Raw genomic sequence first — 26,667 nt, 5'->3', positions numbered from 1 at the left:
CTCAGACCTCGTCGATCAGGTCGGCGACGGAGTCGACGATCCGCGACGGCCGGTACGGGTACCGCTCGGCCTCGGCGCGGCTGCTGATGCCGGTGAGCACCAGGATCGTCTCCAGCCCGGCCTCCAGGCCGCAGAGGATGTCGGTGTCCATCCGGTCGCCGATCATCGCGGTGGACTCGGAGTGGGCGTTGATGGTGTTCAACGCCGAACGCATCATCATCGGGTTGGGCTTGCCGACGAAGTACGGCTCCACACCGGTCGCCTTCGAGATCATCGCGGCGACCGACCCGGCGGCGGGCAGCGCCCCCTCCACCGAGGGGCCGGTCGCGTCGGGGTTGGTGCAGATGAACCGGGCCCCGTCGTTGATCAGCCGGACCGCCTTGGTGATCGCCTCGAAGCTGTAGGTGCGGGTCTCCCCCAGCACCACGTAGTCGGGCGCGAAATCGCTGAGCACGTAGCCGACCGCGTGCAGGGCCGTGGTCAGCCCGGCCTCGCCGATGACGTACGCGGTGCCGCCCGGCCGCTGGTCCGCCAGGAACTGCGCGGTGGCGAGCGCGGACGACCAGATCGCCGACTCCGGGACGTCCAGCCCCATCCGGGCCAGCCGCGCCTGGAGGTCCCGCGGCGTGTAGATCGAGTTGTTGGTCAGCACCAGGAACGGCTTGCCGGAGGCGCGCAGCTTGGCGATGAACTCCGGTGCGCCGGGAACCGGCTGGCCCTCGTGGACCAGCACGCCGTCCATGTCGGTGAGCCAGCTCTCGACGGGCTTGCGGTCAAGCATCGTGATTCCCAGGGGGTGTCGGGCCGCCGGGGCGGTCAGGAGGGGCGCCGGGCGGGGACGCAGCAGGCGGTCGGGCAGGTGTCCCACATGGGCAGCTCGCCCAGTCGGCGGCGCAGCGTCGCGCCGGCCGGGTCGGTGCGTTCGCGGACCAGTTCGCGCACCATCGCGACGAACCGCGGGTCGGTGCCGGGCGTGCGGGCACGGACGAAGTCGAGACCGAGCTGCTTCGCCGTCTCCAGGGCCTCGGTGTCGAGGTCCCACACCACCTCGAGGTGATCGGAGACGAACCCGATCGGGCTGACCACCACGCTGGTCACCCCCTGCTCGGCCAGCGCGCCCAGGTGGTCGTTGACGTCCGGCTCCAGCCACGGCACCTGCGGCGGGCCGGACCGGCTCTGCCACACCAGGTCGTACGGCAGGTCCGGGGCGGCGGCCGCGTGCACCAGCCGGGCGGTCTCGGCGAGCTGCGCCTCGTACCGGCCGCCGTGCGGGCCCGCGGTGGCCGCCGCCGAGACGGGGATCGAGTGGGCGGTGAACACGATCCGGGTGCTCTCCCGCTTCGCCGGGTCGAGCTGGGCCAGCGCCGCCGTCACCGCGTCGGCGTGCGGCTCGACGAAGCCGGGATGGTCCCAGAACTGCCGGAGCTTCTCGACCACCGGCGCGTCCGGGCCGACGGCGGCGCGGGCGGCGGCGATGTCCTCCTGGTACTGCCGGCAGGACGAGTAGCCGCCGAACGCGCTGGTCACGAACGCCAGCGCCCGCTTCACCCCGTCGTCGCGCATCCGGGCCACCGTGTCGGCGAGCATCGGGTCCCAGTTCCGGTTCCCCCAGTAGACCGGCAGGTCGACGCCGTTGGCGGCGAAGTCCTCCCGGATCGCGGCGAGCAGCTCACGGCACTGCTGGTTGATCGGCGAGACCCCGCCGAAGTGCAGGTAGTGCTCGGCGACCTCGGTCAGCCGCTCCGGCGGCACGCCCCGCCCCCGGGTCACGTTCTGCAGGAACGGCATCACGTCCTCGGGCCGCTCCGGCCCGCCGAAGGAAACCAGCACCACCGCGTCGTACACCATGGTCCCATTCTTGCCCGCGGCCCGGACCGGGCAGACGACGCCCCCGATTCCGGGCGTTAAGAAGGGGCCCCGCCTCTACCGGAGACGTTAAGAAGGGGCCCCTCCTTTCAGGCGCCGAGGGCGTGGTAGCCGCCGTCGACGTGGACGATCTCGCCGGTGGTGGCCGGGAACCAGTCCGACAGCAGCGCCAGGCAGGCGCGGGCGGCCGGCTCCTGGTCGGTCAGGCTCCAGCCCAGCGGGGCGCGCTCGGTCCACGCGTCCTCGAACTGATCGAAGCCGGGGATCGACTTCGCGGCGATGGTGCGCAGCGGGCCCGCCGCGACCAGGTTGCTGCGGATGCCCTGCTTGCCGAGGTGCAGCGCCAGGTAGCGGGAGGCCGACTCCAGCCCGGCCTTGGCCACGCCCATCCAGTCGTAGACCGGCCACGCCTTCGTCGCGTCGAAGGTGAGACCGACCACCGCGCCGCCGGGAGACATCAGCGGCAGCGCGGCCATGGCCAGGGACTTGTAGGAGTACGTCGAGACGTGCAGCGCGGTCGCGACGTCCTCCCAGGGGGCGTCGAGGAAACCGCCGCCGAGGCAGCTCTGCGGGGCGAAGCCGATCGAGTGGACGATCCCGTCCAGGCCGTCGACGTGCTCGCGTACCTTGTCGGCGAGCCCCGCGAGGTGCTCGGCGTTGGTCACGTCCAGCTCGATCACGGGCGCCGGCTCGGGTAGACGCTTCGCGATCCGCTCCACCAGGGAGAGCCGGCCGAAGCCGGTGAGCACGACCTGGGCGCCGTTCTCCTGGGCGAGCTTCGCCACCGAGAAGGCGATCGAGGCGTCGGTGATGACCCCGGTGACCAGCAGCCGCTTACCGGCCAGCAGTCCTGACATGTCGGTGTGTCCTCCGTGCTTTCTCAGTGGCCCATGCCGAGGCCGCCGTCGACCGGGATGACCGCGCCGCTGATGTACGCCGCGGTGTCGCTGGCCAGCCAGGTGACCACGCCGGCGACCTCGTCGGCGGTGGCGAACCGGCCCGCCGGGATGGCCTTGCGGTACTCGGTGCGGCGCTCCTCGGGCAGCGCGGCCGTCATGTCGGTGTCGATGAAGCCGGGCGCGACGACGTTTGCGGTGATGTTGCGGCTGCCCAGCTCGCGGGTGATCGAGCGGGCGACGCCGACCAGGCCCGCCTTGCTGGCCGCGTAGTTGACCTGGCCCGGGCCGCCGTACAGGCCGATCACCGACGAGATGAAGATCATGCGGCCCCACTTGGCGCGCAGCATCCGGCCGGAGGCGCGCTTGGCGCAGCGGAACGCGCCGGTCAGGTTGGTGTCCAGGACGCGGGTGAACTGCTCCTCCGACATCCGCATGAGCAGCGTGTCGTCGGTGATGCCGGCGTTGGAGACCAGCACCTCAACGGCCCCCAGCTCGGCCTCGATCGTCCCGAACGCCGCGTCCACCGAGTCGTAGTCGGTGACGTCGCAGCGGACACCGAACAGCCCCTCGGGCGCGTCGCCGCTGCGGTGGGTCACCGCCACCCGGTCGCCCTGCTTGACGAAGGCCTGCGCGATGGCCAGGCCGATCCCCCGGTTGCCCCCGGTGACCAGGACGGTACGGGCCACGGTTCCCCCTCTGCTCAGCCGATCTCCACGTCGGTCGGAGCCTAGGGGTTACCGGTAGGTAAGCGCTAACGCCGGAGACGTCGTACCTGGTCAGCGGGGGTGTGAAGGACGCCACGTCCGGCCGGGCGGACGGGTGTCGTCGGCCGGTCGGCCGAGTGCGCGCACCGCCGGCGGCGGGTGTACGATGATCCCCGTTTGCGAGCCGGGAACCGGCTCGCGTTTCGGGCCCCGCCGACCGCAGGAGGTGATCGCTGTGCGAGATAGCGATCCTCCCAGTCGTGGCCGGGACCCCCGTCAGCCCCGCTGAGCCCTGACCCGCCAGCCCGGCTGACCAGCCCTGCTCCCCGCACCGTCCGACCCGGCCGCCGGCCGGGACGACCGCTGGTGTCGGCCGGAGCCGCCCGGTCACGACTTCGTGTGCGCGTTCTGACCCATCCCCGCGGGCTGCCACGCCCGCGCCCAGTCGCCACCGGAGCCGATCCCATGAGCCGTTACGTCGCCCCGCTGGGCTTCACCCTGGCCGCCGTCTGGGTGGCCGTCCTCTTCGTCCTCGCCAACGGCGGCCACTGACCCGCCGCGCCGGTCCAGGACCGGTCGCCGCCATTCGTCGGCGGCGGGCCCTGGACCGACGCGAGTCGTCCTAGAGGATCCGGGACGACCACAGCAGGCTCGCCGCCCCCGCGCAGAGCGCGAACAGCAGCGCCACCCCCGCGTACCACTGGGTGACCTCACGGGGCTCGGTCCGGAACCCGATGGACGAGCCCATGTCCTGGTAGACCTGCTTGAGTTCGCTCACCGACGCCGCCTCGTAGAAGTACCCCTCGGTCGTCTCCGCCAGGTCCGCCAGGGCCAGCCGGTCGACCGGCACCCGCTGCAACTGGCCACCGATGTCCACCTGGCCGCCGTCGGTGCCGAAGGCGATGGTGGAGACCGGCACGTTGGCCGCCTGCGCCGCCGCCGCGGCCTCCTCGACCGACCGTCCCGAGGTGCGGTAGCCGTCGGAGAGCAGCACGATCCGCGCCGGGGGAATCCCGGCGGCGCCGTCGGCCGGCACCGACCGGATCGCCTCCAGGCACGTGAACACGGCCTCCCCGGTCGCCGTGGACTCGGCCAGCACCAGGCCGTCGATGGCGGCCGTCACGGCCTGCCGGTCCTTCGTCGGGGACACCAGCACGTTGGCCGCCTTCGCGAACGAGACCAGGCCGAGGTTGTAGCTGTCCGGCAGTTCGTCGACGAACTGCTTCGCCGCCTCCTGGGCCGCCGCCAACCGGTTCGGCGCCACGTCGTCGGCCTGCATGGACAGCGACACGTCGATCGCCAGCATCACGGTGGCCCGCTCCAGGGGCTCCCGGGTGTCCACCGCGGGCCGGGCCAGGGCGGTGGCTAGCACCAGCAGGGAGAGCAGGAACGCCGCCGCGGGGACGTGCCGGCGCCAGCCCAGGCCCTTCGGCGCGAGCGTACGCAGCAGGTCCACATTGGTGAAGCGCATCGCGTACGCCCGGCGGTGCAGCTGCCGCCACACGTAGAACGCCGCGAGGGCGAGCACCGGCAGCACGGCCAGCAGCCACCACGGTTGCAGAAAACGGATCATCGTGTCGTCCCCCGGGTGCGGGCGTGCCGCTGCGCGGCGACGAAGCGCACCATGTCCAGCAGCCAGTCTCGGTCGGTGCGCAGTCGTAGGTGGGCGGCGCCGGCGGAGCGCAGCGCGGCGGCGATCTCCGCCCGCTGGGCCGCGGCGGCCTCGGCGTACCGGGCGCGCAGCCGCGGATCGGCGGTCTGCACCTCGTGGAGTTCGCCGGTCTCCGGGTCGACCACCGGGAGCACGCCGACGTCGGGCAGTTCCAGCTCACGCGGGTCGACCACCTCGACGGCCAGCAGGTCGTGGCGGACCCGGAGCTTCCGCAGCGGGCGGACCCACTGCGCGGGCGGCGCGAGAAAGTCGGAGACGACCACGGCCACGCCCCGCCGGCGGGGCGGCCGGTTCAGCATGTCCACGAGCACGCCGAGGTCCCCGCGCCCGGGGCGGATCTCGGTGCCGGCGATCGCCCGTAGCAGACCCTGCGCCTCCTTGCGCCCGGAACGGGCGGGCAGCCGGGTGAACAGGCCGGGCCCGGGCGCCGGCGGCCGGCGTCGCCGACCACCCGCGGCGGGCTCGTCACCGGTGCCGACGACGGCGCCGATCCGGTTGCCACCGCGCACGGTCAGGTGAGTGAGGGCGGCGGCCGCGGCCACCACCACGTCCCGCTTCAGCCAGCGGCCGGTGCCGAAGTCGAGGCTCGCCGACAGGTCCACCGCGAGCCACGTCTCCAGCTCGCGGTCGGCCACCGTACGCCGCACGTGCGCCGTCGTCGTCCGGGCGGTGACCGGCCAGTCCATCCGGCGTACGTCGTCGCCGGGGCGGTACTCGCGTGACTCGCCCGCCTCGCTGCCCGGGCCGGGCAGCAGCCCGACGTAGTCGCCTTGGAGGAGGCCGTCGAGCTTGCGGGTGACGAGCAGTTGCAGGCGCGACAGGGCGGCCTCAGAGCGGTCGCGGGGGGTGGCGTCGGGGGGCCGACGGGTGGGTGAGGTCACGGCCGCTGCCCGGGCCAGCCGGCGCCCGGCGGCGCGGCGGCCGGTGTCGGCGTGGCCTGCTGCCGCGGAGCGACCGACGGCAGCGGGATGGTCGCCATCACGCGGTGCACCACATGGTCGGCCGGCACGTCGTCGGCGAGCGCGTCGTAGCTGAGCACCAGCCGGTGCCGGAGGATGTCGGGGGCGATGTCCTGCACGTCCTGCGGCAGCGCGTAGTCGCGGCCGCGCAGCAGCGCCAGGGCCCGCGTGGCGCGGACCAGGCCGAGGGAGGCGCGCGGGCTGGCACCGTACTGGATGAGTTGCGCGACGTCGGGCATGCCGTGCTCGGCCGGGCTGCGGGTGGCCAGCACCAGCCGGACCGCGTAGTCGACCAGCGCGTTGTGCACGAAGACCTGGTCGGCCTTGCGCTGGAGGGCGACCAGGTCCGGGGTGTCGAACACCGGCGTGGGCTCCGGGGGCGCGACGCCCATCCGGTACACGATCTCCCGCTCCTCGGCGTCCGTCGGGTACCCCACGATGATCTTCATGAGGAAGCGGTCGCGCTGCGCCTCCGGCAGCGGGTAGACACCCTCCTGCTCGATCGGGTTCTGGGTGGCCATCACGAGGAACGGGTCGGGCACCCGGTGGGTCTCGCCGCCGATCGACACCTGCCGCTCGCTCATCACCTCCAGCAGCGCCGACTGCACCTTGGCCGGTGCGCGGTTGATCTCGTCCGCGAGCAGGAAGTTGACGAACACCGGCCCCAGCTCGACGTCGAACTTCTCGCTGGACTGCCGGTAGATCCGGGTGCCCATGATGTCGGCCGGCACCAGGTCGGGCGTGAACTGCACGCGCGCGAACGTCCCGCCGACGACCTTCGCGAGGGTCTCCACGGCGAGCGTCTTCGCGACGCCCGGCACGCCCTCCAGCAGGCAGTGGCCACGGGCGAGCAGCGCGACCATCATCCGCTCGACCATCCGGTCCTGCCCGACGATCACCCGCTTGATCTCGAACAGCGCCCGCTCCAGCAGCGTCGCGTCCTCCGCCGGCGTCGTCGCCGGGGTGGGTGTCTCCGGGCCCGCCCCGTCGGGGGTCGTGGCGTCGGGCGTGGTCGGCTGGGCCACCGGTCCTCCACAGCATGATCGGTTGTCGGGCGTGGTGCGTTACAAGACTGACATGCCCGGCTGAGCACCGAGGTGATGAGAACCCGATTTCCGCCACGCCGTCCGGTGTCCCCGAATCGCCGATCACGGGTGGACAGGAACGGGGCCGGCACGTGTACGATTCACCCCGTCGCCGGGCGGCTCCCCCCGTGGCCGCCCGGCGCTCATCTTCTCCTCCCCGCCACCCTAGACTGGCCGGGATGGACACCCCCGCACCCGACGCCCTGGTCTGCTCGGCCCGTGGCTGCCGCGCCCCCGCGGAGTGGGCACTGCGGTGGAACAATCCGCGCCTGCACGACGCCGCCCGGCGCAAGACCTGGCTGGCCTGCGCCGACCACCGCACCTCGCTCAGCGACTTCCTCGACCTGCGGGGCTTCCTGCGTGAGGTCGTACCGGTGGCCGGATCGCCTACCCTCGAAGCGTGAGCGCGCACAACGGATTCCCGCGGTGAGCGGTGACGACCGCGCCGGGCCGCCGCCCGCGCCGACCGACCCGCCCTCGGCCCCGCCCGGCCGGCCACCGGCCCCGCCCGGCCCGCCCACGGCGCCGCCCGGCCCGCCCACGGCGCCGCCCGGCCGGCCGCCGGCCGGCCCGCTGGAGCCGTGGCCGGAGACCGTCCGCTGGCAGTCCGTCTCGTCGAACCTGATCTGGGTCGAGCTGCTGCGGCTGGCCGCTCTCCTCCTCGTCGTCATGGCGCTGCTCGCCATCGGCTGGGCCCTCAGCGGCAGCGGGCTGTTCGGCGCGGCGGTCGCGGTGGTGCTGCTGCTCGGCTGCCTGCGGGTGGTCGCCATCGTGCGCGCGGTCCGCGCCTGGGGGTACGCCGAACGCGAGGACGACCTGCTGGTCCGCCACGGCCTGCTGGTCCGCCGGCTGTCCATCGTCCCGTACTCGCGGATGCAGTTCGTCGACGTCAGCGCCGGCCCGTTGGAGCGCGCGTTCGACCTGGCCACCGTCCAGTTGCACACCGCCGCGGCGGCCAGCGACGCCCGCGTGCCGGGGCTGCCTCCGGCCGAGGCGTCCCGGCTGCGTGACCGGCTCACCGCGCTCGGCAGGGACCGGGCGGAGGGCTTGTGAGCGACCGCGCCGAGCGGGGCCCGGAGGAGGTCCGGCCACCCGCCCCGGAGCCGCACCCCGCTCCCTACCCACCCTCCGGCGCCGCGCCGCACCACGGCGCCTTCCCGACGCCCGGACCCCATCCGGCGGCTCCCGGCCCCGGCCTCCCGGCCGGCCAGGCGGAGCCCCGGCACCGGCTGCACCCGCTGTCCCCGGCGCTGCACGGCGCCAAGTCCCTGGTGGTGGTGATCGCCGGGCTTTCCTGGTCGACGCTGTCCCGGGTGGGCCTCGGCTGGTTCGCGGTGATGGCGGCGGTGCTCGCGCTGGGCGCCACCGTGCTCGCGGTGATCAGCTGGTACAACACCGGTTACCACGTCGTCGGCCGGGAGCTGCGCGTCTACGAGGGGCTGCTGTGGCGGCGTACCCGCGCCATCCCGTTGGAGCGGCTCCAGGCCGTCGAGGTGGTCCGGCCGCTGCTCGCCCAGCTCACCGGTCTCGCGGAGCTGCGCCTGGAGGTGGTCGGCAGCGGCAAGACCGAGGCGCCGCTGGCGTACATCAGCGTCGCGGACGCGGCGGCACTGCGGCAGCGGCTGCTCGCCCTGGCCGGCCGCGCCCCCCAGGACGTCGCCGCACCGGAGGCCCCGGCCGAGGGTGCGGCGCCCGGCGACGCGGCCGTCCCGCCGGGCCGGCCGCTGCACGCCGTGCGCAACCAGGATCTGCTGCTCAGCCAGTTGCTCACGCCGCAGGCCTTCCTGGTTCCGTTCGGCGTGGCGTTCGTGGTGGCGCAGTTCCTCTCCGAGGGTTCCTGGTCGTTCATCGCGGTCGCGAGCACGCTGACCGCCATGGCGGGCGTGCTGCTGCAACCGATCCGCCGGGTGCTGGACGACTGGAACTTCCGGCTCGCCCGGGACGCCGGCACACTGCGCGTCCGCAACGGGCTGCTGGAGACCCGCGCACAGACCGTGCCGCTGCACCGGGTGCAGACGGTCGGGGCGACCTGGCCGCTGCTGTGGCGGGTCAAGGGGTGGCTGCGGCTGCGGCTGGAGGTGGCCGGCTACGCGGTGGGCGAGTCCGACGAGCGCAACCGGCCGGACCGGCTGCTCCCGGTCGGCGACCTGCGCACGGCGGAGACGATCCTCGCCGAGGTGCTGCCCGGGGTACGCCTCGGCGAGCTGCCGCTGACCCGACCGCCGGCGCGGGCCCGCTGGCTCAACCCGCTCAGCCGGCAGGTGCTCGGCGCGGGGCTGCACGGGAAGGTCTTCGCCGTCCGGTCGGGCCTGCTCACCCGACAGGTGGTCGTCGTGCCGTACGCCCGGATCCAGAGCGTGCGGGTCGTGCAGGGGCCGGCGCAGCGGCGGCTGCGGCTGGCGACGGTGCACGCCGACACGGCCGGCGGCGCCGGCGCCGCCGCGCAGGACCGGGACGTGGCCGAGGCGTGGGCCCTGGCGGCGGAGCTGACGGCCCGGTCGCACGCCGCGCGCCGCGCCGGCTGACCCCCGCGGTCAGCGGCCGGCGGACACCGCGCCGTCGCCCGCCGCGGGCACCTCGTCGGCCACCGGCCCGTCGAGGGTACGCCCGGAGCGCGGGTGCGGGATGGACCACGAGCGCTGGGTACGCCGGCCGCGCCGCGCCGCCCACCAGCGCTCCCCCAGGCCGACGGCGAGGAAGGTCATCCCCACGTACGCCCAGCCGACCAGCACGTCGATCACGTAGTGCTCGCCGCAGTAGACCAGGGTGAACGTCATGGCGAGGGGGTACGCGAGCAGCAGCGGCCACCACCGCTTCCGCGTCGCGCGCAGGAAGAACAGCACGACGAACAGGGCGAACGCGGTGTGCAGCGACGGCATCGCGGCGACCGGGTTCGAAGCGATCTGACCGGCGTTCAGCAGGTTGCCGGCGCCGTGCAGGCCGAACGCCTTCCAGCCCCGGGTGGAGATCCGGGCGACCTCCTCCAGCAGCCCGTTCTGCGCCGCCCACCAGGGCGGGGCCGCCGGGTAGAGGAAGTACGTCACCAGGCCGGTGGCGCAGAGGAAGCCCCAGCGGCGCATGAAGGCGGCCCACCGCCCCCGGTCCCGCAGCCAGAGCACGGCGGCGGCGGCCAGCGCCACCACGAAGTGCGAGAAGTAGACCCAGCTGGCGAGGACGTCCCACCACCGCACCTCGGGCTGGTACAGGTGCTGCTGGAGCCAGACCGTCGGGACCTGCCCGCCGGTGGCCCAGCCGAACATCAGCCGGTCGGCGACGATCAACTCGTACGCGTGCGGCGTCGCCCCGTTGTCGGCGAAGCCCCGGGACAGGTTGTAGACGACGAGCAGCAGCACGACCGGCAGCCAGTCCCGGGCGAAGCGGAGGTGGCTGCGCCACGGCCGGGTGGAGTTCCACGCGACCGTCGCGGCCCAGATCCACAGGAACGCGTACGCCGGGTCGGTGGGCAGGCCGATGAGAAGCCAGCCGGCGACGAAGCCGACACTCCAGAGGGTCATCGCCACCACGCGGCGACGTCCGCCCTCGGCCACCGGGGTCGGGTCGGTGCGGGCGGGAGGCTGGGGGTCGGTCGCGACAGACATCGCGGTCAAGGTTAACGGCGGTCGCCGTGGAGGCGGACGGAGGACCACCGGGAGTTGACGTCCGTGGTTTCCGGCTCAGGCGTGGCCCGCCGCAGCCGCTGCGGGCTCCCACAGGAGTCGCTTAGGCTGTGGACATGCAGGAGCAGCCCTTCACGGCGGGGTTGACCGCCCGCGTCGAGCTGACCGTCACCGACGCCGACACGGCGCAGGCGGTGGGCTCCGGGGACGTGCCGGTGCTCGGCACGCCGCGGGTCCTCGCGCTGGCCGAGGCGGCCACGGTGGCGGCGACCGCCACCCGGATGCCGAGCGGCTCGACGACCGTCGGGGTGCGGGTCGAGTTGGAGCACCGGGCGGCCACGCCGGTCGGGCGGACCGTGGTGGCGCGCGCCCACCTCGCGAAGGTCGACGGGCGGCGGCTGCTGTTCGAGGTGTCCGTCACCGACGGCGACACGACGATCGCCGACGGCCGGGTGGAGCGGCTGCTGGTCGACCGGCAGCGCTTCGTGGAGCGCGCCGCACAGCCGTCATGACCGGCCGCTCCGCCCCCGGCCACTTCGCCACCGGTCGTTTCGTCGAGGTCGCCGACCGGGTGCACGTGCTGTGCGAGCCGCTGCTGCGGGTCAACGTCACGCTGGTCGTGGGCGACGGCGCGGCGCTGCTGGTCGACACCCTCTCCACGGCCCGGCAGGCGGCGGAGCTGGCCGAGGCGGCGCGGGCGGTCACCCCACACCCGTGGACCGTGGTGAACACGCACCACCACTTCGACCACTGCTTCGGCAACGCGACGCTCGCCGGTGAGCCACCCCACCCGGTGTACGCGCACGAGCTGGCCGCCGCCGCCATGCGCGAGCCGGACCGGCTGCGCCGGGAGGCGTACGAGGAGATGCGCGACGAGCAGCCGGCGCTGGCGGACGAGCTGGCCGGCACCGACCTGCTGGCGCCGACCCACACGGTGCACACCGAGACCACGCTCGATGTCGGTGGCCGGCGGGTGGTGCTGCGCCACCCCGGTCGCGGGCACACCGCCGGGGACCTGGTCGTGCACGTGCCCGACGCCGACGTGCTGGTCGCCGGGGACCTCGTCGAGCAGAGCGGGCCGCCGGCCTTCGAGGAGTCGTACCCGTTGCAGTGGCCGGAGGCCGTCGCCGACCTGCTCCGGATGACCACGGCCGCCACGGTGGTCGTCCCCGGGCACGGCGATCCGGTGGATCCCGAGTTCGTCCGGGCCCAGCATGCGCAGCTCGCCGACCTGGCGTGGCTCATCCGCGCCGGCCACACCGGCGGCGCACCGCCGGAGCGGGTGGCCGCGGAGTCCCCCTTCGGCGCCCGCCCGGCCCTCACCGCCACCCGCCGCGGCTACGCCCACCTAAACGGCACCCCCTAACCCCCACCCACCCACCCACCCCACCCGGCGGCCGGGGGGTGCGCGTTGATCATGGAGTTAGCGGGTGGTTTGGAGATCGAACCACCCGCTAACTCCATGATCAACGGGGACGGGGGGGCGGGGGTGGGGGGTACCGCGCGTGCCGTCAGCCGGCGAAGCGGTTGACCACCTCGGCGCGGGAGGGCATCGCGGTGGCGCCGCCCCGCGACTCGCAGACGAGACCGGCGACCCGGAGCGCGAAGGCGACCCGCTCGTGCCACCCGGCCGGCTCCACGGGCTCGCCGTCGGCGAGGAGGTCCGCGACGAGCGCCCCCATCACCGCGTCGCCGGCGCCGGTCGCGTCCACCGCGTCGACCTTCGGCGCGGGTACGCGTACCGGATCGCCACCGGCGGGGGCGACCACCGCGCCGGCGGCGCCGAGGGTGACCACGACGGTGCCGGCGCCCAGCTCGCGCAGGTACGCGGCGACGCCCTCGACCGGCTCGCCAGGGTAGAGCAGGGCGGCGTCGGCGCTGCTCAGCTTGACCAGGTGGGCGCCGGCGGCGAACTCGGCCACCACCGCCCGCAGCCCGTCCAGCGCCGCCGGCCCGGCGAGCAGCCGGGGCCGGACGTTCGGGTCGAACACCCGCAGGCCGGTGGCGAGGGACCAGGCGTGGCGGGCGGCGGCGAGCGTCGCCGGGTGCAGCAGGACGATCGAGCCGCAGTAGGCGACGCCCGCACCGGCCACCAGGTCGGCGTTCAGGTCGTCGACGGTGAGCAGCGCGTAGGAGGGCGGCTCCCCGTAGAAGCGGAAGTCCGGCTCGGGACCGGTGTAGGTGGCCACCGCGAGCGCGGTCGGCGCCGGCGCGGTGACCGCGCCGGCCAGGCCGACGCCGGAGCGGCTGAGGAAGTCACGGATGCGGGCGGCCAGTGCGTCGTCGCCCAGCGACCCGACGAACTGGACCTCGCCGCCGAGCCGCGCCACGGCGACCGCCACGTTGAGCGGCCCGCCGCCGACGGCCTGCCGGTAGACCGGCTCGCCGTCCCACTCGGCGTCGAGGAGGTCGACCAGCGCCTCGCCGAGCACCACCGCGTATCCCATCCGGTCCTCCGTCCGCCGAACCCTTCCGCGCCCACCGTAGCCGGGTCGGAGGGTCCCCACTCGGCGGCTGCGCCGCAGCAGGCCACCTCCTGATGATCCGGGCGCCGGGGCGGCCCGTTCTACACATCGAGCAACGGCTATTGCACCGGGCCGGTCGTCCGTGATGGGATGGCGCATGCCGGGCGGTGCGGGGGCTGCCGCACCGCCGGCGCCGGGACATCACGCGAGGGCACCGGTCCGCGAGGCGGACCGCTGCGGCGCGCGTGCCCGCATCTCCTGCCGCACGCCCGCCGCGACCGTCGTGACCGCTCGTCGCCGCGGGCCGGCCGTGCCGCCCGCGCGTCACCCGCGGGGCGGTCCGCGCCCCGCGAGTCAGGAGTACCCGTGTCCCACCGTTCCCGTACGGCCGCGCTGCTCACCGCGGCCGCGACCCTCCTCGTGGGCGCCGTCGCGCTCACCGCCGGTCCCGAGCCGGCCGCCGCCCACGGTGCCGCCATGACGCCGGGCAGTCGGACCTTCCTCTGCTGGAAGGACGGCCTGACGGCCACCGGAGAGATCCGCCCGAACAACCCCGCCTGCGCCGCCGCGGTGGCCCAGAGCGGGGCGAACTCGCTCTACAACTGGTTCAGTGTGCTGCGCTCCGACGCGGGCGGCCGAACCGTCGGCTTCATCCCGGACGGCCAGCTCTGCAGCGGCGGCAACTCCGGGTTCCGCGGCTACGATCTGGCCCGCACCGACTGGCCGCTGACCCACCTGACGGCCGGCCGGACGATGGAGTTCCGCTACAGCAACTGGGCGCACCACCCGGGCACCTTCTACTTCTACGTCACCAAGGACAGCTGGAGCCCGACCCGTCCGCTGGCCTGGAGCGACCTGGAGGAGCAGCCGTTCCTCACCGTCACCAACCCGCCGCAGCGGGGCGCGGTGGGCACCAACGACGGCCACTACTACTTCACCGGCGCGCTGCCGGCCAACAAGAGCGGCCGGCACATCATCTACTCGCGGTGGGTCCGCTCGGACAGCCAGGAGAACTTCTTCGGCTGCTCGGACGTGACGTTCGACGGCGGCAACGGTGAGGTGACCGGGATCGGTTCCGGCGGCAACACCCCACCGCCGAACCCGACCACGCCGCCGCCCAACCCCACCACTCCCCCGCCGAACCCCACCACCCCGCCGCCGCACAGCGGCGACTGCATGGCGGTCTACAAGGTGGTCAACTCGTGGTCCGGCGGCTTCCAGGGCGAGGTCGAGATCATGAACCACACCACCTCGACCTGGTCGGGGTGGACGGCCACCTGGACCTGGCCCAGCGGGCAGACGATCACCCAGGTCTGGAACGGGACGCACACCGGTTCCGGGTCGTCGGTGACCGTGACCAACGCGTCGTACAACGGCACGCTGGCACCCGAGGGAAGAACCACGTTCGGCTTCCTCGCCAACACCACGGGCACCAACACCCTCCCGACGGTCACCTGCACCGGTCGCTGACGCCCGGGGCCGGGTTAAGAAGGGCCCCCTGCTATGCACCAGGCGTTAACAGGGGGCCCTTCCTTACACCTCAGCGGACCATGCTGCCCACCACGGGCTTGGTGAGCAGGGCGGACTGGTTGCGCTGGATGCCCGGGTCGAGGGTCTTCGCGACGAAGATCGCGTGCCAGATGCAGAAGATGAGCACCGTCCACACCTTGCGGGAGTGGTCCGCCTCCTCCCGCTTGTGCTCCTCGAGCAGGCGCAGCGCGTACGACAGGTCCAGCAGGTCGCCCGCGCCGGAGGTGGCCAGCACGTGCCGGGCCCACTCGTACATCTCGCCGCGCAGCCAGACCCGGGTCGGCGTGGGGAAGCCCAGCTTCTTCCGGTTGACGATGGCCGGCGGCACGACCCCCTGCAGCGCCTGGCGCATCGCGTACTTCGTGGCGTCGGAGCGGGGCGGGAGCTTCAGCTCGACCGGGATCTTCGACGCGACCTCGAAGACCTCGCGGTCGAGGAAGGGCACCCGCACCTCCAGCGAGTGCGCCATCGAGATCCGGTCGGCCTTGACCAGGATGTCGCCGCGCAGCCAGGTGTAGAGGTCGACGTACTGCATCTTGGTGACGTCGTCGAGCTCCGTGCACTCGGCGTAGATCGGGGCGGTGACGTCGGTGTAGCGCACCGAGGGGTCGTACCGGCGCAGCAGCTGCTGCTTCTCCTCCTCGGTGAACATCCGCGCGTTGCCGTAGTACCGCTCCTCGATCGGGGTGGTGCCGCGCTCCAGGAAGCTCTTGCCCTTGACGCCCTGCGGGATGGCCTTGGACACCGCCCGCAGCCCCTTCTGCACGCCGCCGGGCAGCCCGTTGACCGTGCTGAGCGACAGCGGCTCCCGGTAGATCGTGTAGCCGCCGAAGAACTCGTCCGCGCCCTCGCCGGAGAGCACCACGGTGACGTGCTCCGCGGCCTTCTTCGCCACGAAGTACAGCGGCACCAGCGCCGGGTCGGCGACCGGGTCGTCCAGGTGCCAGACGATCTTCGGAAGCGCCTCGATCATGTCCTGCGGCCCGATCTTGGTCGGGATCGTGGTCACGTCGAGGTGGCGGGCCGACTCCTGGGCGACGTCGATCTCGGAGTAGCCGGGGACGTCGTAGCCGACCGTGAAGGTCAGGATGTTCGGGTTGAACTCGCGGGCGAGGGCCACCACCGCGGTGGAGTCGATGCCGCTGGACAGGAACGAGCCGACCGGCACGTCCGAGCGCATGTGCATCCGGACGCTCTCCCGCAGCGTCTCCCGGATCTCGTGGTAGAGCTTCTGCTCGTCCGGGACCGGGGCGGGCCGGAAGACCGGCCGGTACCAGCGGCGGACGTCGATGCGACCGCCCGGCGTCCAGGTCAGGTACTCGCCGGAGCCGATCCGGCGGATGCCCTGGTGCAGGGTGCCCGGCTCGGGCACGTACTGGAGGGTCAGGTAGTGACTGAGGTTCGCCGTGTCGATGCCGGCGTCACCGGCGTAGTTGGCCGGTGCGAACGGCAGCAGTGCCTTCTTCTCGGAGGCGAGGTAGAGGCCGTCGGCGGTCTCCAGGTAGTGCAGCGGTTTGATGCCGAAGTAGTCCCGGCCGCCGAACGCGCGCCGCTCCTGCCGGTCCCAGATGACGAACGCGAACATGCCCCGCAGCCGCGTGAGCACCCGCTCACCCCAGTAGTGGTAGCCGGCGACGATCACCTCGCCGTCGCCCGCCGTGGCGAACTGCGCGCCGAAGTCGCGGGCCAACTCCTCCCGCAGCTCGATGTAGTTGTAGATCTCGCCGTTGAAGGTCAGCAGGTAGCGCCCGTTCGCGTACGGCAGCGGCTCGTGGCTGGAGGCCACGTCGATGATCGCCAGCCGCTTGTGGGCGAACACCCCGTCCGCGTACCGGCCGGTCGCGTCGCCGACCACCTCGACCCCGGTCTCGTCCGGGCCGCGGTGGTGTAGGCATTCCAACGCCCCGGCGATGTGGTCGCGGTGGGCGGCGGCGTCGCCGCGCGCGCTGAAGAAGGCCAGGAGTCCGCACATGGTCGTCATCTTTCCACGCGTCCGTCACAGCCGTCGCGGCCGTCCGGCGAACCTGCCGGACGGCCGGGCCGCCCAGCCGCGACCGGTCGGCGTCGACGGCCCGGCACCCGGCGGGTCCCCGCCGGCACCGGCGCGCGGTACCGTCGGGGCCAGCAACGACGCGAGAGGGAGCGGGACCATGACCGAGGAGCGCACCGACACCAGACCCGCGGACGGCACCGAGTCGCACGACCCGGACTTCCCGGAGGCGTTCCTGGCGTTCATGCGGCAGGGCTGGCGGGACACCACGCTGCCGGTCGGTCCGCGCCCCGAGGTGCCGAACTACGCCAAGCGCCGCGCCGCGCTCTCCGCGGCCTTCCCGGGCGAGACCCTGGTGATCCCGACCGGCGGCGAGAAGGTACGCGCCAACGACACCGACCACCGGTTCCGGCCGGGCAGCGACTTCGTGTACCTGACCGGCGACCACGACCCGGACAGCGTGCTCGTGCTGCGGCCGAACGGCTCGGGCCACGACGCCACGCTGTACATGCGGCCCCGGTCGTCGCGGCTGACCGACGAGTTCTTCCGCAGCCGGCACGGCGAGCTGTGGGTCGGCCGGCGGCACACCCTGGCCGAGAAGTCGGCCGAGCTGGGCCTGCCCACCGCGGACCTCACCGAGCTGGACGGGGTGCTGGCCGACCTGGCGCCGGCCCGCACGCGGGTGCTCCGCGGCTTCGACTCCGGCGTCGACGCGGCCGTGCGCCCGTACGACGGCCCGCGCGAGGAGGGCCAGCCGGCCCGCGACCGGGAGCTGGCGATCACCGTCGCGGAGCTGAAGCTGGTCAAGGACGAGTGGGAGATCGCCCAGCTCCAGGACGCGATCGACGCCACGGTCCGCGGCTTCGAGGACGTCGCCCGGGCGCTGCCGGCCGACCGGGCCGTGTCCGAGCGGCTGCTGGAGGGGATCTTCGCCCTGCGGGCCCGGCACGACGGCAACGACGTCGGCTACGGCTCGATCGTCGGCGCCGGCGAGCACGCCACGATCCTGCACTGGGTGCACAACCACGGCGCCACCCGCCCGGGTGAGCTGCTGCTGATGGACATGGGCGTCGAGAACCGCCACCTCTACACCGCCGACGTGACCCGCGTGCTGCCGGTGGACGGCCGGTTCACCGCGCTCCAGCGGCAGGTCTACGACATCGTGTACGCGTCCCAGCAGGCCGGCATCGACGTCATCAAGCCCGGCGTGAAGTTCAAGGACGTGCACCTGACCTGCATGCGGGTGCTCGCCGAGGGGCTGGCCGACCTGGGGCTGCTGCCGGTGAGCGTGGACGAGGCGATGGACGAGAAGTCGACGGTCTACCGCCGCTGGACGCTGCACGGATTCGGGCACATGCTCGGCATCGACGTGCACGACTGCTCGAACGCCCGCAAGGAGATGTACCGCGACGGCACGCTCGGCGAGGGCTACGTGCTCACCGTGGAGCCGGGTCTGTACTTCCAGCCCGAGGACGAGCTGGTCCCCGAGGAGCTGCGCGGCATCGGCGTCCGGATCGAGGACGACGTCCTGGTCACCGCGACCGGCGCGGTGAACCTGTCCGCCGGTCTGCCCCGGACCGCCGACGACGTGGAGCGGTGGCTGGCAGAGCAGCGGGAGGCGGGTCCGCGCCTGCCGGGCTGACCCGCCCGTAACGACCACGGCGGGCCCCGCCGCCGGCGTCTGCGACGTTTCTCGTCGTCTGGATGCCGGTGGTGGGGCCCGCCGTCGTTTGCGCTGCTCACGCCCCACCGGGCGGGACGTCCGCACTCCCGCTGTCCGGACCCACCCCGTACCCAATGTGGGGTTTTTTCAGATACGCGCTCATAGTGAAGAACTCTCCCATACGGTGTTGTTTGCCAGCTACAACCGATTTGTAGCGGAGGTTGCCTCGCCACGGCGAAGCGACCTTGTCGGTACAAGGAGAGGACAGAGAGCTCCGATGTCCAACAACCTTCGCAATAACGATGACCCGACCCGCGACAAGAACTCACCGTTCCGCCGGCGCGGGCTCTGGTTCGTCACCGGCGTCGCCAGCCTCACCGGGGCGGTGAGTCTCGCCAGCGTCGCGTACGCCACGACGGGCGTGACCGGCTCGCACCGGGTGACCGACGTCAAGTGGTCCACCGCCCAGGTGGTCAGCGACAACGACAAGGACAAGGGCAAGGACGACAAGGGCAAGGACGACAAGGGCCACGACGACAAGGGCAAGGGCCACGAGGACAAGGGCAAGGACGACAAGGACTGGGACAAGGACTGGGACAAGGACAAGGACAAGGGCAAGGACGGCAAGGGCGACCACGGCAAGGTGCGGGAGGTGGCCTGCGACGACGACGAGTTGATCGAGGCCCTGGACCTGGCCAACCGTGACGACGGCGGCACGCTGAAGTTGGCCAAGGACTGCACCTACGAGCTCGACGAGTTCGACAAGAAGGACGAGGCGGGCCTGCCGACGATCAAGCAGGACATCAAGATCGAGGGCAACGGCGCGACGATCAAGCGCGACTCGAAGGACGGGTTCCGGATCTTCCGGGTGGCCGACGGTGGTGACCTGACCCTGAAGGACGTCGCGGTCAAGAACGGCGCCGCCGGCGACGAGAAGCCCCGGCACCACGACAACGGCAGGCACGACGACAAGGGCAGGCACGACGACAAGGGCAAGCACGACGACAAGGGCAAGCACGACGACAAGGGCAAGCACGAGTCGCCGCGGGCCAACGGCTACCAGGGCGGTACCGGTGGCGGCGCTCCGGCCCCGGCGCCCGCTCCGGCGACCGCGAAGCCGACGGCTGCCCAGCTGGCGGAGGCCAAGCTGGCGGCTGCCCTGAAGGAGGCTGTCCAGAAGGCGGCCGCCAAGAAGGCCGCCGCGGTGCCGGCGCAGGGCGGTCAGTCGTCGGGCGGCAACGGCTGGAACGGCGGCAACGGCAAGGACTCCGGCGACCGGCAGGGCAAGGACCGCAAGGACTGGAACGACAAGGACGACAAGGAGCACGAGGGCGACGGCGGCGGTCTGCTGATCGAGCGGGGCGGCAGCGCCCACCTCGTGAACACCAAGTTCTTCCTCAACAGCGCCGAGAACAACGGCGGCGCGGTCGCCAACTTCGGCCGGCTCAAGGTCGAGAGCAGCATCTTCGACAACAACCACGCCGGCAAGGACGGCGGCGCCATCTTCAACGCCGGTGTCCTCAAGGTCTCGGGGTCCCACGACGGCAAGGGCGGCGAGTCCCGCATCACCAACAACACCGCCGGCAAGAACGGCGGCGGCGTGGCCAACGGTCACGGTGAGGAGGACAAGAAGAAGCACGACGACAAGAAGAAGCACGACTGGAACGGCAACGGCCACGACCGTCACGACGACAAGAACGACAAGGACGGCAAGGACGGCAAGGCCGGCACCGTCGAGATCGAGAAGACCCTCATCGAGGGCAACACCGCCAAGAAGAACGGCGGCGGCCTGTTCAGCAACGACGGCTTCGTCGAGGTCCGCTGGAGCTTCGTCAAGAACAACACCGCCGGCGAGAACGGCGGCGGCATCTACGCCGTCGACACCGTCCTGACGGTCAAGGAAAGCAAGATCGAGAAGAACAAGGCCCACAAGGACGGCGGCGGCATCTACAACGTCAACAGCGACGAGAAGGACCGCAACCGCACCACGTCCTGGAACAAGGACGACAAGAACGACAAGGACGAGGAGAAGCGGGGCAGCGCCACCGTCACCGACAGCGAGATCCTCGAGAACAGCGCCGGCCGCTTCGGCGGTGGCATCTTCAACGGCAAGCCGATCGAAGAGCACAACGGCCAGCCGTCCCCGAGCAACTGGTCCAACGACAAGAACAAGGACCACGACGACTTCGGGGCCTCCCTGGTCCTGCGCGACAGCAAGGTCAAGGAGAACTTCGCCGGCAAGAACGGCGGCGGCATCTACAACAACAAGGGCAAGGTCACGCTCTCCGAGACCAAGGTCACGAAGAACAAGGCCGACAACGGCGACGAGCACAACAAGATCGCCGGTGGTGTCTTCAACAACGATGGCAAGGTCAAGCTCGACGACGAGTCCACCATCACCGACAACGACCCCACCAACTGCGCCAAGACCGTCGAAGACTGCTTCAACTGAGCGCGTCGAAGCGCTCTGGGGAACAGCCGGACGGAAAAAGTCGGCCCCCTGCCACCGGAGGTGGCAGGGGGCCGCACCATGCGAACTAGCGCTGCACGAAGACCGCCACGCTGCGGGCGGGCACCGTGAAGGTGCCGCTCGACCGGTCGAACGAGGCCGTCCGCAGCGCCTCGTCGGCGGAGGTCCGCAGCACCGGGTGCAGCGCCACGTCCGCCCCGCGCAGGCCGGTGACCTGCTGGGTCGCCGTCTCCGTGGTGGCGTTGAAGACCACCGTGACCGACTTCCAGCGCCCGTCGAGGCCGCGACCGTCCAGCGTCATGGTCAGCACACCGGGGGTCTCCGCCGTGCCGGACAGCGGGAACGCCACCCGCTTCTGCACCTGCTCGGCCGTGGCCAGCCCGAAGACCGGCGACGACGCCCGGATCGCCAGCAGCTCCGCGTACCGGGCGTCGGTCAGGTCGATCGCCGCGCAGTCCGGCACCAGCTTCGGGTCCGCCAGCAGGGGCTTCGCGTACGGCCACTTGTCCTTGTTGTCCTGCTCCGGCGGGAGGCCGGCGCCGAACCCGTTGCCCTGGCCGCAGTCCCAGCGGATCTGGTTGAACCAGTCCCCGGAGTTGTACGAGTTGCGGTCCAGCGACTTCGACCGCAGGCGCTCGGTGCCGGTGGTGACGAAGCCGGTGCCCTGGCCCATCACGACGGTGCTGAGCGCCAGCACCTGCATCCGGGCGCGGTCCACCGCCGCCGTGTCCTGCGGCAGCTTGTACGCCAGCGCGTCGTACAGGATCTCGTTGTCGTGCGCGTCGACGTACGTGACGGCCTCCCCGGGCGCGGCGGTGTACCCGGCGGGCGACCCGTTGTAGTCCACCTGGGCGCCGGTGACCTGTCGCCCGGCGGAGTCGGTGAACCGGTAGCCGCGCAGGTTGCCGGCGAGGCCCACCTTGATCAGGTCGTGCTGGTGCAGCAGCCGGGCCCGCTGGTCGGCCGCCGACCCGTTGACCGGATCCCCGTTGGGGTCGGTGAACAGCCCGGAGGCGAAGCCCTGCTGGCGCGGGTTGGCGTCGAACGGACCGCCGCCGCGCACCGCGTCGCGGAGCCGGTCGTTGAACGTGCCGATCCCGGTGCCGGCCATGTTGACCTGGGTGGCCTGGACGAACCGGACGTCGTTGGCGACCTCGCCGAAGTTCCAGCCCTCGCCGTAGAGCAGGATCTTCCGCCCGTCCACGCCGTCCCGCGCGACGGTCAGCTCGTCCAGCGCCGCCCGCACGGCCAGCATGTTCGCCTTGGGGTGGTGACCCATCAGGTCGAACCGGAAGCCGTCCACCTTGTACGCCTTCGCCCAGGTGACCACCGAGTCCACCACGAGCTTGCCCATCATGGCGTGTTCCGGGGCGGTGTTGGCGCAGCAGGTCGAGTTGGCGACGGTGCCGTCCTCCAGCAGCCGGTGGTAGTAGCCGGGCACGATCTGGTCCAGCACCGACTTCGGGTCGGTGCCCGCCGCGGAGGTGTGGTTGTAGACCACGTCCATCACCACACGCAGCCCGGCCGCGTTCACCCCGGCGACCATCTGCCGGAACTCGGTGGTGCGCGCCGCGCCGGCCGGGTCGACGGCGTAGCCACCCTCGGGCACGGTGTAGTGCAGCGGGTCGTACCCCCAGTTGTAGCCGTCGGTGTCGGCCACCGCGGCGATGCACTTCTGCTGCTCGTCCGAGTCCGGCGGCAGCTTCGCCAGGTCGCAGGGCGGCTGTTTCTGGTCGGCGCGGCGCTCGGGGATCGTGGCGAAGTCGAACGCCGGCAGCAGGTGCAGGTGGGTGACTCCGGCGTCGCCGAGCGCCGTCAGGTGCTTCATGCCGGCGGTCGCCGGGTCGGTGAAGGCGAGGAAGGTGCCGCGACGCTCGGCCGGGACGGTGCTGTCGGCGATGGAGAAGTCCCGTACCGACAGCTCGGAGATCTGCACCTTCGTCGACGGCACCGCCGCCGGCTTGCGCAGGCCGGCCCAGCCCGCCGGCGCGAGCCGCGGGTCGGCCAGGTCGACGATCTGGCTGTGCGTGGAGTTCGGTGCGAGCGCCAGCGAGTACGGATCGGTCACCGACGCGGTGACCACCTTCTGCGCCGCCGGCTGCCACGCCTCCACCTGGTAGCGGTAGTACTTCCCGGCCCACGAGCGGGACCCGCGCACCGACCACACGCCGGTCCGGTCGTCCCGGCGCATCGCGAGGGTACGCGGCTGCGCCGTCGGCGCGTCGAACAGCTGCAACGACACCGTCCGGGCGGTCGGCGCCCACAGTGCGAGCGTCGGGACGCCGCCGGTGAAGGTCGGGCCGAGACGCGCCCCGGTCGACCGGGAGTAGACGTCGTCGAGCACACCCGGGATCTGCACGCCGGTGGCGGCGAGCAGCGCGCCCTCGGCGTCCCGTTCGGTCAGCACGAGCTGCCCGCGTAGCGCCGCCGGCACCTTGGCCAGGTCCCGCCGGTCCAGCGTGAACGTCTGGTACGCCCACAGGTGCGGGAACCGGTCCCCCTGCGCCTCGGTCAGCCCGTTGCGCTGTGCCCGTAGCGGGATCGTCGTGTACGTCCCGGCCAGCTCGCCGTCGGCGACGGTCACCCCGCCGGTTGCCGCGGCCACCAGGGCGTACGTCTTGCCGTCGGTGGGGCCGGTCGGCCAGGCGAGGGTGGCGCGGTCGATCCAGTGCGCCTTCTGCTTGGTCAGGTCGATGTCCTTCGCGGTGCCGGTGGTGGCGGCCGGCAGCAGCCGGCCACGCGTGCCGGCGAGCAGCCACACCTCGCGTCCCGCGCTGGCGAAGTCCAGGCGCTGGTCCTCGGGCAGGTCCTTCTCGTCTCCCTTGTGGATGATGTAGCTCAGCCCGGTGGCCCCGGCCGCGAGCGGCACCCGGAACTCGGCCCCGAACGAGTCGACGCGGGTCGGCGGCATCGGGTTCGCCCAGTCGGTCGGGCTGGCCGCGCCGTCCCACAGGTGCAGGCCCCAGCCGTCGTAGTTGCCGTCGGCCCGCCGGTAGTGGAGGACGGCCGTGCCCTCCTCGACGACCGGGTCCGGCTCACCGGTGGCCGCCTGCCGGGTGGGGTGGATCGTCGGGTCGCCGGCCTTCAGCCAGACCTCGCCGGTCTTCGTCACGTCGACCGTGCGGTCCTGCTCGACGTCCTTGGTGCCGTTCCTGTCGACCACGAGGAAACCCACCGACTTCGCGCCGGGCTTGAGTTTCACCCAGGCGAACCGACCGTAGGAGTCCGCACCGGCGAACGGCTGCCCCTTGGGCCACTCGGTCAGGTACGCGGGGTCGATGTCGCCCCAGGCGTAGAGGCCCCAGTCGTCGTACCCGCCGGCCGGTCGCTGGTAGTGCACCACCAGCCAGTCGCGGGCGGCGGCCTGCGTGGGCGTGCCGACGACGGCGGTGGTGCGGGCGGTGGCGGTTCGCCCCTTCCCGTCCCGGACCACGGCCTTGTACTCGATCTTCGTCCCGCCGGCCAGGCCGGCCAGGTCGTGGTGCACGGTGTACGGGGCGCGGTCCGCCGACCCGAGCAGTGTCCACTTGCCGCCGGCGACGCGGGCCGCCACCGTGACGGTGGCCAGCGGGTCGCCGGCCACCTGGGCGGTGACCGCGGCCCGGGTGGGGACCGGCGTGTCCGCCTCGGGCGCGGTGATGCTGACGGTGGGCGCCGCCGACGGGAGCGCGATCGGCGTGCCGGCCCGGTGCACGACGGCCGACAGCGCCGGCACGGTGATGGTGAGCTTGCCGTCCCCGCCGGCCACCGGTGCGGTGGTGGTGCCGTAGACGCCGCCGAAGGTGGCGCCGGCCGACCAGGTGTCCACGGTGACAGTCTGCGGGGTGGTCGCGTTGTTCACCGCGACGACGTACTCGGTCCGCTGCTTCCGGTCGACGCGGGAGGCCGCGAAGACGCCCGGCCCGTCGGCGGCGTGCCGGGTGACCTGGACGCCGTCGCGCAGCGCCGGGTGCTCCTGGCGCAGCCGGCCCAGCTCGGCGATCGTCCGGTAGATCGGATGCGCCGGGTCGAACTGGTCGGCGGCGTGGGTGCGGTCGGTGCCGAGCAGGTCGTCGTCGAGGTAGTCGGCGGTCTTCGAGGCGAACATGTCCTGCCGGGCGTCCTTGTCGCCGCCGGCGCCGGTGAAGCCCTGCTCGTCGCCGGAGTAGATCACCGGCTGACCGCGGGTGAGGAACATCAGCTCGTGGGCGAGCTGGTCGCGGCGCAGGTGGGTGGCGGCGTCCGTGCCGCCGCCCGCGATGAACGCGCCGATGCGGCCCATGTCGTGGTTGCCGAGGAAGGTGGTGAGCCGGTTCGCGTCGGTGTCCCGCGCGTGGTAGAGGTCGTCGCGGGCGTACACGTCGGCGAGGGCCTTGGCGGAGCCGGCGCCCGAGACGAAGCCCTTCGCGGCGTCCTGGAAGGGGAAGTCGAGGGTGGCGGGCAGGCCGCCCCGGCGCACGTACGTCGAGGTGATCTCCGGGTCGGCGCTGTAGACCTCGCCGAACATGAAGAAGTCCTGCTTGCCCGCCCGGTCCGCGGCCTGCTCGACGCCCTGGCTGAACTGGGGCCAGAACTCCAGGTTCGAGTGCTTGACGGTGTCGATCCGGTAGCCGTCGACACCGGTGGTGCGCACCCAGTCGGAGTAGATCTTCGTCATGCCGCGCACGACCTCGGGGCGCTCGGTCCACAGGTCGTCGAGGCCGACGAAGTCGCCGTACTCGCTGTTCTCCCCGACGAAGGTCGAGTCGCCCCGGTTGTGGTACATGGTCGGGTCGTTCAGCCACGCCGGGACCTTGACCTTCGCGTCGGCCGGGGTCTCGAAGGCCGGCGTGTACGGGAAGGACTTCGTGTTCACCTCGGGGAAGTCGCGGGTGCCGTCGGCGTAGTGGCGGTCCTCGAAGGGCCGGCCCTGCGCGTCCCGGTACGGGGACGTCTTCTTGTCGACGTAGGCGTACTTGTCCTCGGCGTACCGGATGACGTCCGCGGTGTGGTTGACGATGATGTCCAGGTAGACCTTCATGCCGCGCCCGTGCGCGAGCCGGACCAGCCGCTTCAGGTCGTCGTTGCTGCCGAAGTGCGGGTCGACCTGGGTGAAGTCGGTGATCCAGTAGCCGTGGTAGCCGGCAGAGGCGTCCTTCCCCTCGCCCTGCACGGGGCGGTTCTTGAACACCGGCGCCAGCCAGATGGCGGTCGTGCCGAGCCCCTGGATGTAGTCCAGCCGGTCCATGACGCCCTTGAGGTCGCCGCCGTGGTAGAAGCCCTTGTCCGCCGGGTCGTGCCCGGTCTTCAGCCGGTCGCCGGTGAGGCCGCCCCGGTCGTTGCGCGGGTCGCCGTTGGCGAAGCGGTCCGGCAGGACGAAGTAGAACTGCTCGGCGCGGGCCTCGCGGTCACCGGCGGCGAGCAGGGCCGCGGCGGAGGGCTCGGTGCCCCACTGGGCCGCACCGGCGGCGGCGAGCGGATCGACGGGTGCGCCCGCGCCGCGACCGCTGGCGTCGGCGCCGAGCTGGTGTACGGCGACCGGAGCGCCGACGAGGGTGAGGGTCAGGAGGGAGACGAGGGCGAGCAGAGCCTTGCGCGGTATCGGCGGGGGTTTCATCGACGGCCTTCCTCTGGTCGCTGATTCGCCCGCACGCTAGCCCTTGCCGAAACATTCTGCAATACCTTGCAAACAGAGTCGCAACAAAGCAGTCTGCTTGCAGCAACCTTTCCGTCACGCGGGCCGGAAGAGCCGGTCCGCCGCGACCGTGTGCACGTGTCCGAGGTGGATC

At 72.4% G+C, this 26,667-nt stretch carries 20 protein-coding genes; 9 read left to right on the top strand and 11 right to left on the bottom strand.

Features of this window, described 5'->3' with window-relative positions:
- Window position 1: 1 nt before the first annotated feature.
- From GKC29_RS14255 to fabG, 4 genes are all read right to left on the bottom strand, one after another.
- On the bottom strand, window positions 2-868 hold the full coding sequence (locus tag GKC29_RS14255; RefSeq protein ID WP_196255872.1) for an HAD-IIA family hydrolase: 867 nt from the start codon (window positions 866-868) through the stop codon (window positions 2-4).
- On the bottom strand, window positions 817-1,848 hold the full coding sequence (locus tag GKC29_RS14250; RefSeq protein WP_155331295.1) for a ferrochelatase: 1,032 nt from the start codon (window positions 1,846-1,848) through the stop codon (window positions 817-819). Before GKC29_RS14250 ends, GKC29_RS14255 begins: the two co-directional genes overlap by 52 nt.
- Window positions 1,849-1,955: 107 nt before the next feature.
- Window positions 1,956-2,723, bottom strand: a complete 768-nt coding sequence (fabI, locus tag GKC29_RS14245; protein WP_155331294.1) for an enoyl-ACP reductase FabI — start codon at window positions 2,721-2,723, stop codon at window positions 1,956-1,958.
- A gap of 23 nt (window positions 2,724-2,746) precedes the next feature.
- On the bottom strand, window positions 2,747-3,451 hold the full coding sequence (fabG, locus tag GKC29_RS14240; protein ID WP_155331293.1) for a beta-ketoacyl-ACP reductase: 705 nt from the start codon (window positions 3,449-3,451) through the stop codon (window positions 2,747-2,749).
- 417 nt (window positions 3,452-3,868) lie between these two features.
- On the opposite strand from fabG, the gene GKC29_RS14235 reads away from it, so the two are divergent.
- Complete coding sequence (locus GKC29_RS14235; RefSeq protein ID WP_155331292.1) at window positions 3,869-4,021, top strand: hypothetical protein; 153 nt, start codon at window positions 3,869-3,871, stop codon at window positions 4,019-4,021.
- 70 nt (window positions 4,022-4,091) lie between these two features.
- Here the strand turns inward: GKC29_RS14235 and GKC29_RS14230 are convergent, their stop codons facing one another.
- From GKC29_RS14230 to GKC29_RS14220, 3 genes are read right to left on the bottom strand one after another with little or no spacing between them, the layout of a single operon-like run.
- Entirely contained in the window at window positions 4,092-5,042 is a 951-nt protein-coding gene (locus GKC29_RS14230) for a VWA domain-containing protein (protein ID WP_155331291.1), read from the bottom strand.
- A complete protein-coding gene (locus GKC29_RS14225; RefSeq protein WP_155334135.1) occupies window positions 5,039-6,040 on the bottom strand; it encodes a DUF58 domain-containing protein in 1,002 nt (333 codons plus the stop codon). Before GKC29_RS14225 ends, GKC29_RS14230 begins: the two co-directional genes overlap by 4 nt.
- On the bottom strand, window positions 6,019-7,125 hold the full coding sequence (locus GKC29_RS14220) for a MoxR family ATPase (RefSeq protein WP_155331290.1): 1,107 nt from the start codon (window positions 7,123-7,125) through the stop codon (window positions 6,019-6,021). The genes GKC29_RS14225 and GKC29_RS14220 overlap by 22 nt, the downstream gene beginning before the upstream one ends.
- A gap of 239 nt (window positions 7,126-7,364) precedes the next feature.
- Here GKC29_RS14220 and GKC29_RS14215 point away from each other — a divergent pair, with 239 nt between their 5' ends.
- The 3 genes from GKC29_RS14215 to GKC29_RS14205 are packed head-to-tail and all read left to right on the top strand — an operon-like array spanning window position 7,365 to window position 9,710.
- On the top strand, window positions 7,365-7,589 hold the full coding sequence (locus tag GKC29_RS14215) for a hypothetical protein (RefSeq protein WP_155331289.1): 225 nt from the start codon (window positions 7,365-7,367) through the stop codon (window positions 7,587-7,589).
- 22 nt (window positions 7,590-7,611) lie between these two features.
- Window positions 7,612-8,238, top strand: a complete 627-nt coding sequence (locus GKC29_RS14210) for a PH domain-containing protein (RefSeq protein ID WP_370463341.1) — start codon at window positions 7,612-7,614, stop codon at window positions 8,236-8,238.
- The gene (locus GKC29_RS14205) at window positions 8,235-9,710 is read left to right on the top strand and encodes a PH domain-containing protein (RefSeq protein ID WP_155331288.1); all 1,476 of its coding nucleotides are present in this window, start codon (window positions 8,235-8,237) and stop codon (window positions 9,708-9,710) included. Before GKC29_RS14210 ends, GKC29_RS14205 begins: the two co-directional genes overlap by 4 nt.
- A gap of 9 nt (window positions 9,711-9,719) precedes the next feature.
- On the opposite strand, the gene GKC29_RS14200 is transcribed toward GKC29_RS14205, so the two are convergent.
- Complete coding sequence (locus GKC29_RS14200; RefSeq protein WP_155331287.1) at window positions 9,720-10,784, bottom strand: phosphatase PAP2 family protein; 1,065 nt, start codon at window positions 10,782-10,784, stop codon at window positions 9,720-9,722.
- A gap of 134 nt (window positions 10,785-10,918) precedes the next feature.
- On the opposite strand from GKC29_RS14200, the gene GKC29_RS14195 reads away from it, so the two are divergent.
- Entirely contained in the window at window positions 10,919-11,314 is a 396-nt protein-coding gene (locus GKC29_RS14195; RefSeq protein ID WP_155331286.1) for a thioesterase family protein, read from the top strand.
- On the top strand, window positions 11,311-12,168 hold the full coding sequence (locus GKC29_RS14190) for an MBL fold metallo-hydrolase (RefSeq protein WP_155331285.1): 858 nt from the start codon (window positions 11,311-11,313) through the stop codon (window positions 12,166-12,168). Before GKC29_RS14195 ends, GKC29_RS14190 begins: the two co-directional genes overlap by 4 nt.
- Before the next feature lie 145 nt (window positions 12,169-12,313).
- On the opposite strand, the gene GKC29_RS14185 is transcribed toward GKC29_RS14190, so the two are convergent.
- Window positions 12,314-13,249: a PfkB family carbohydrate kinase gene (locus GKC29_RS14185; RefSeq protein WP_155331284.1), complete on the bottom strand. Its 936-nt coding sequence runs from the start codon at window positions 13,247-13,249 to the stop codon at window positions 12,314-12,316.
- Between the two features lie 384 nt (window positions 13,250-13,633).
- On the opposite strand from GKC29_RS14185, the gene GKC29_RS14180 reads away from it, so the two are divergent.
- Window positions 13,634-14,737 carry a lytic polysaccharide monooxygenase gene (locus GKC29_RS14180; protein WP_155331283.1) on the top strand — a complete coding sequence of 368 codons (1,104 nt, stop codon included), beginning with the start codon at window positions 13,634-13,636 and terminating at the stop codon, window positions 14,735-14,737.
- Window positions 14,738-14,807: 70 nt separating this feature from the next.
- Here GKC29_RS14180 and asnB read toward each other — a convergent pair whose 3' ends face one another.
- Complete coding sequence (gene asnB, locus GKC29_RS14175) at window positions 14,808-16,769, bottom strand: asparagine synthase (glutamine-hydrolyzing) (protein WP_155331282.1); 1,962 nt, start codon at window positions 16,767-16,769, stop codon at window positions 14,808-14,810.
- Window positions 16,770-16,947: 178 nt separating this feature from the next.
- Between asnB and GKC29_RS14170 the strand changes: the two genes are divergently transcribed.
- Both GKC29_RS14170 and GKC29_RS14165 read left to right on the top strand, forming a co-directional pair.
- Entirely contained in the window at window positions 16,948-18,429 is a 1,482-nt protein-coding gene (locus GKC29_RS14170; protein WP_155331281.1) for an aminopeptidase P family protein, read from the top strand.
- A 298-nt stretch (window positions 18,430-18,727) separates the two neighbouring features.
- Entirely contained in the window at window positions 18,728-20,902 is a 2,175-nt protein-coding gene (locus GKC29_RS14165) for a hypothetical protein (protein WP_155331280.1), read from the top strand.
- A gap of 85 nt (window positions 20,903-20,987) precedes the next feature.
- Here GKC29_RS14165 and pulA read toward each other — a convergent pair whose 3' ends face one another.
- Window positions 20,988-26,495, bottom strand: coding sequence for a pullulanase-type alpha-1,6-glucosidase (pulA, locus tag GKC29_RS14160; protein WP_155331279.1), 5,508 nt, complete (start codon window positions 26,493-26,495; stop codon window positions 20,988-20,990).
- Between the last annotated feature and the right edge of the window lie 172 nt (window positions 26,496-26,667).

Origin of the sequence: Micromonospora sp. WMMC415, assembly GCF_009707425.1 — a bacterium.
GTDB lineage: Bacteria > Actinomycetota > Actinomycetes > Mycobacteriales > Micromonosporaceae > Micromonospora.
The sequence above is the reverse complement of the archived record's forward strand: the minus strand, read 5'-3'. Positions and strand labels throughout refer to the sequence as shown.

Coding starts and splice junctions, on each gene's coding strand:
- GKC29_RS14250 (WP_155331295.1), bottom strand. CDS start 1,848: ATGGTGTACGACGCGGTGGTGCTGGTTTCCTTCGGCGGGCCGGAGCGG.
- fabI (WP_155331294.1), bottom strand. CDS start 2,723: ATGTCAGGACTGCTGGCCGGTAAGCGGCTGCTGGTCACCGGGGTCATC.
- GKC29_RS14230 (WP_155331291.1), bottom strand. CDS start 5,042: ATGATCCGTTTTCTGCAACCGTGGTGGCTGCTGGCCGTGCTGCCGGTG.
- GKC29_RS14215 (WP_155331289.1), top strand. CDS start 7,365: ATGGACACCCCCGCACCCGACGCCCTGGTCTGCTCGGCCCGTGGCTGC.
- GKC29_RS14200 (WP_155331287.1), bottom strand. CDS start 10,784: ATGTCTGTCGCGACCGACCCCCAGCCTCCCGCCCGCACCGACCCGACC.
- GKC29_RS14195 (WP_155331286.1), top strand. CDS start 10,919: ATGCAGGAGCAGCCCTTCACGGCGGGGTTGACCGCCCGCGTCGAGCTG.
- GKC29_RS14190 (WP_155331285.1), top strand. CDS start 11,311: ATGACCGGCCGCTCCGCCCCCGGCCACTTCGCCACCGGTCGTTTCGTC.
- GKC29_RS14185 (WP_155331284.1), bottom strand. CDS start 13,249: ATGGGATACGCGGTGGTGCTCGGCGAGGCGCTGGTCGACCTCCTCGAC.
- asnB (WP_155331282.1), bottom strand. CDS start 16,769: ATGTGCGGACTCCTGGCCTTCTTCAGCGCGCGCGGCGACGCCGCCGCC.
- GKC29_RS14170 (WP_155331281.1), top strand. CDS start 16,948: ATGACCGAGGAGCGCACCGACACCAGACCCGCGGACGGCACCGAGTCG.
- GKC29_RS14165 (WP_155331280.1), top strand. CDS start 18,728: ATGTCCAACAACCTTCGCAATAACGATGACCCGACCCGCGACAAGAAC.
- pulA (WP_155331279.1), bottom strand. CDS start 26,495: ATGAAACCCCCGCCGATACCGCGCAAGGCTCTGCTCGCCCTCGTCTCC.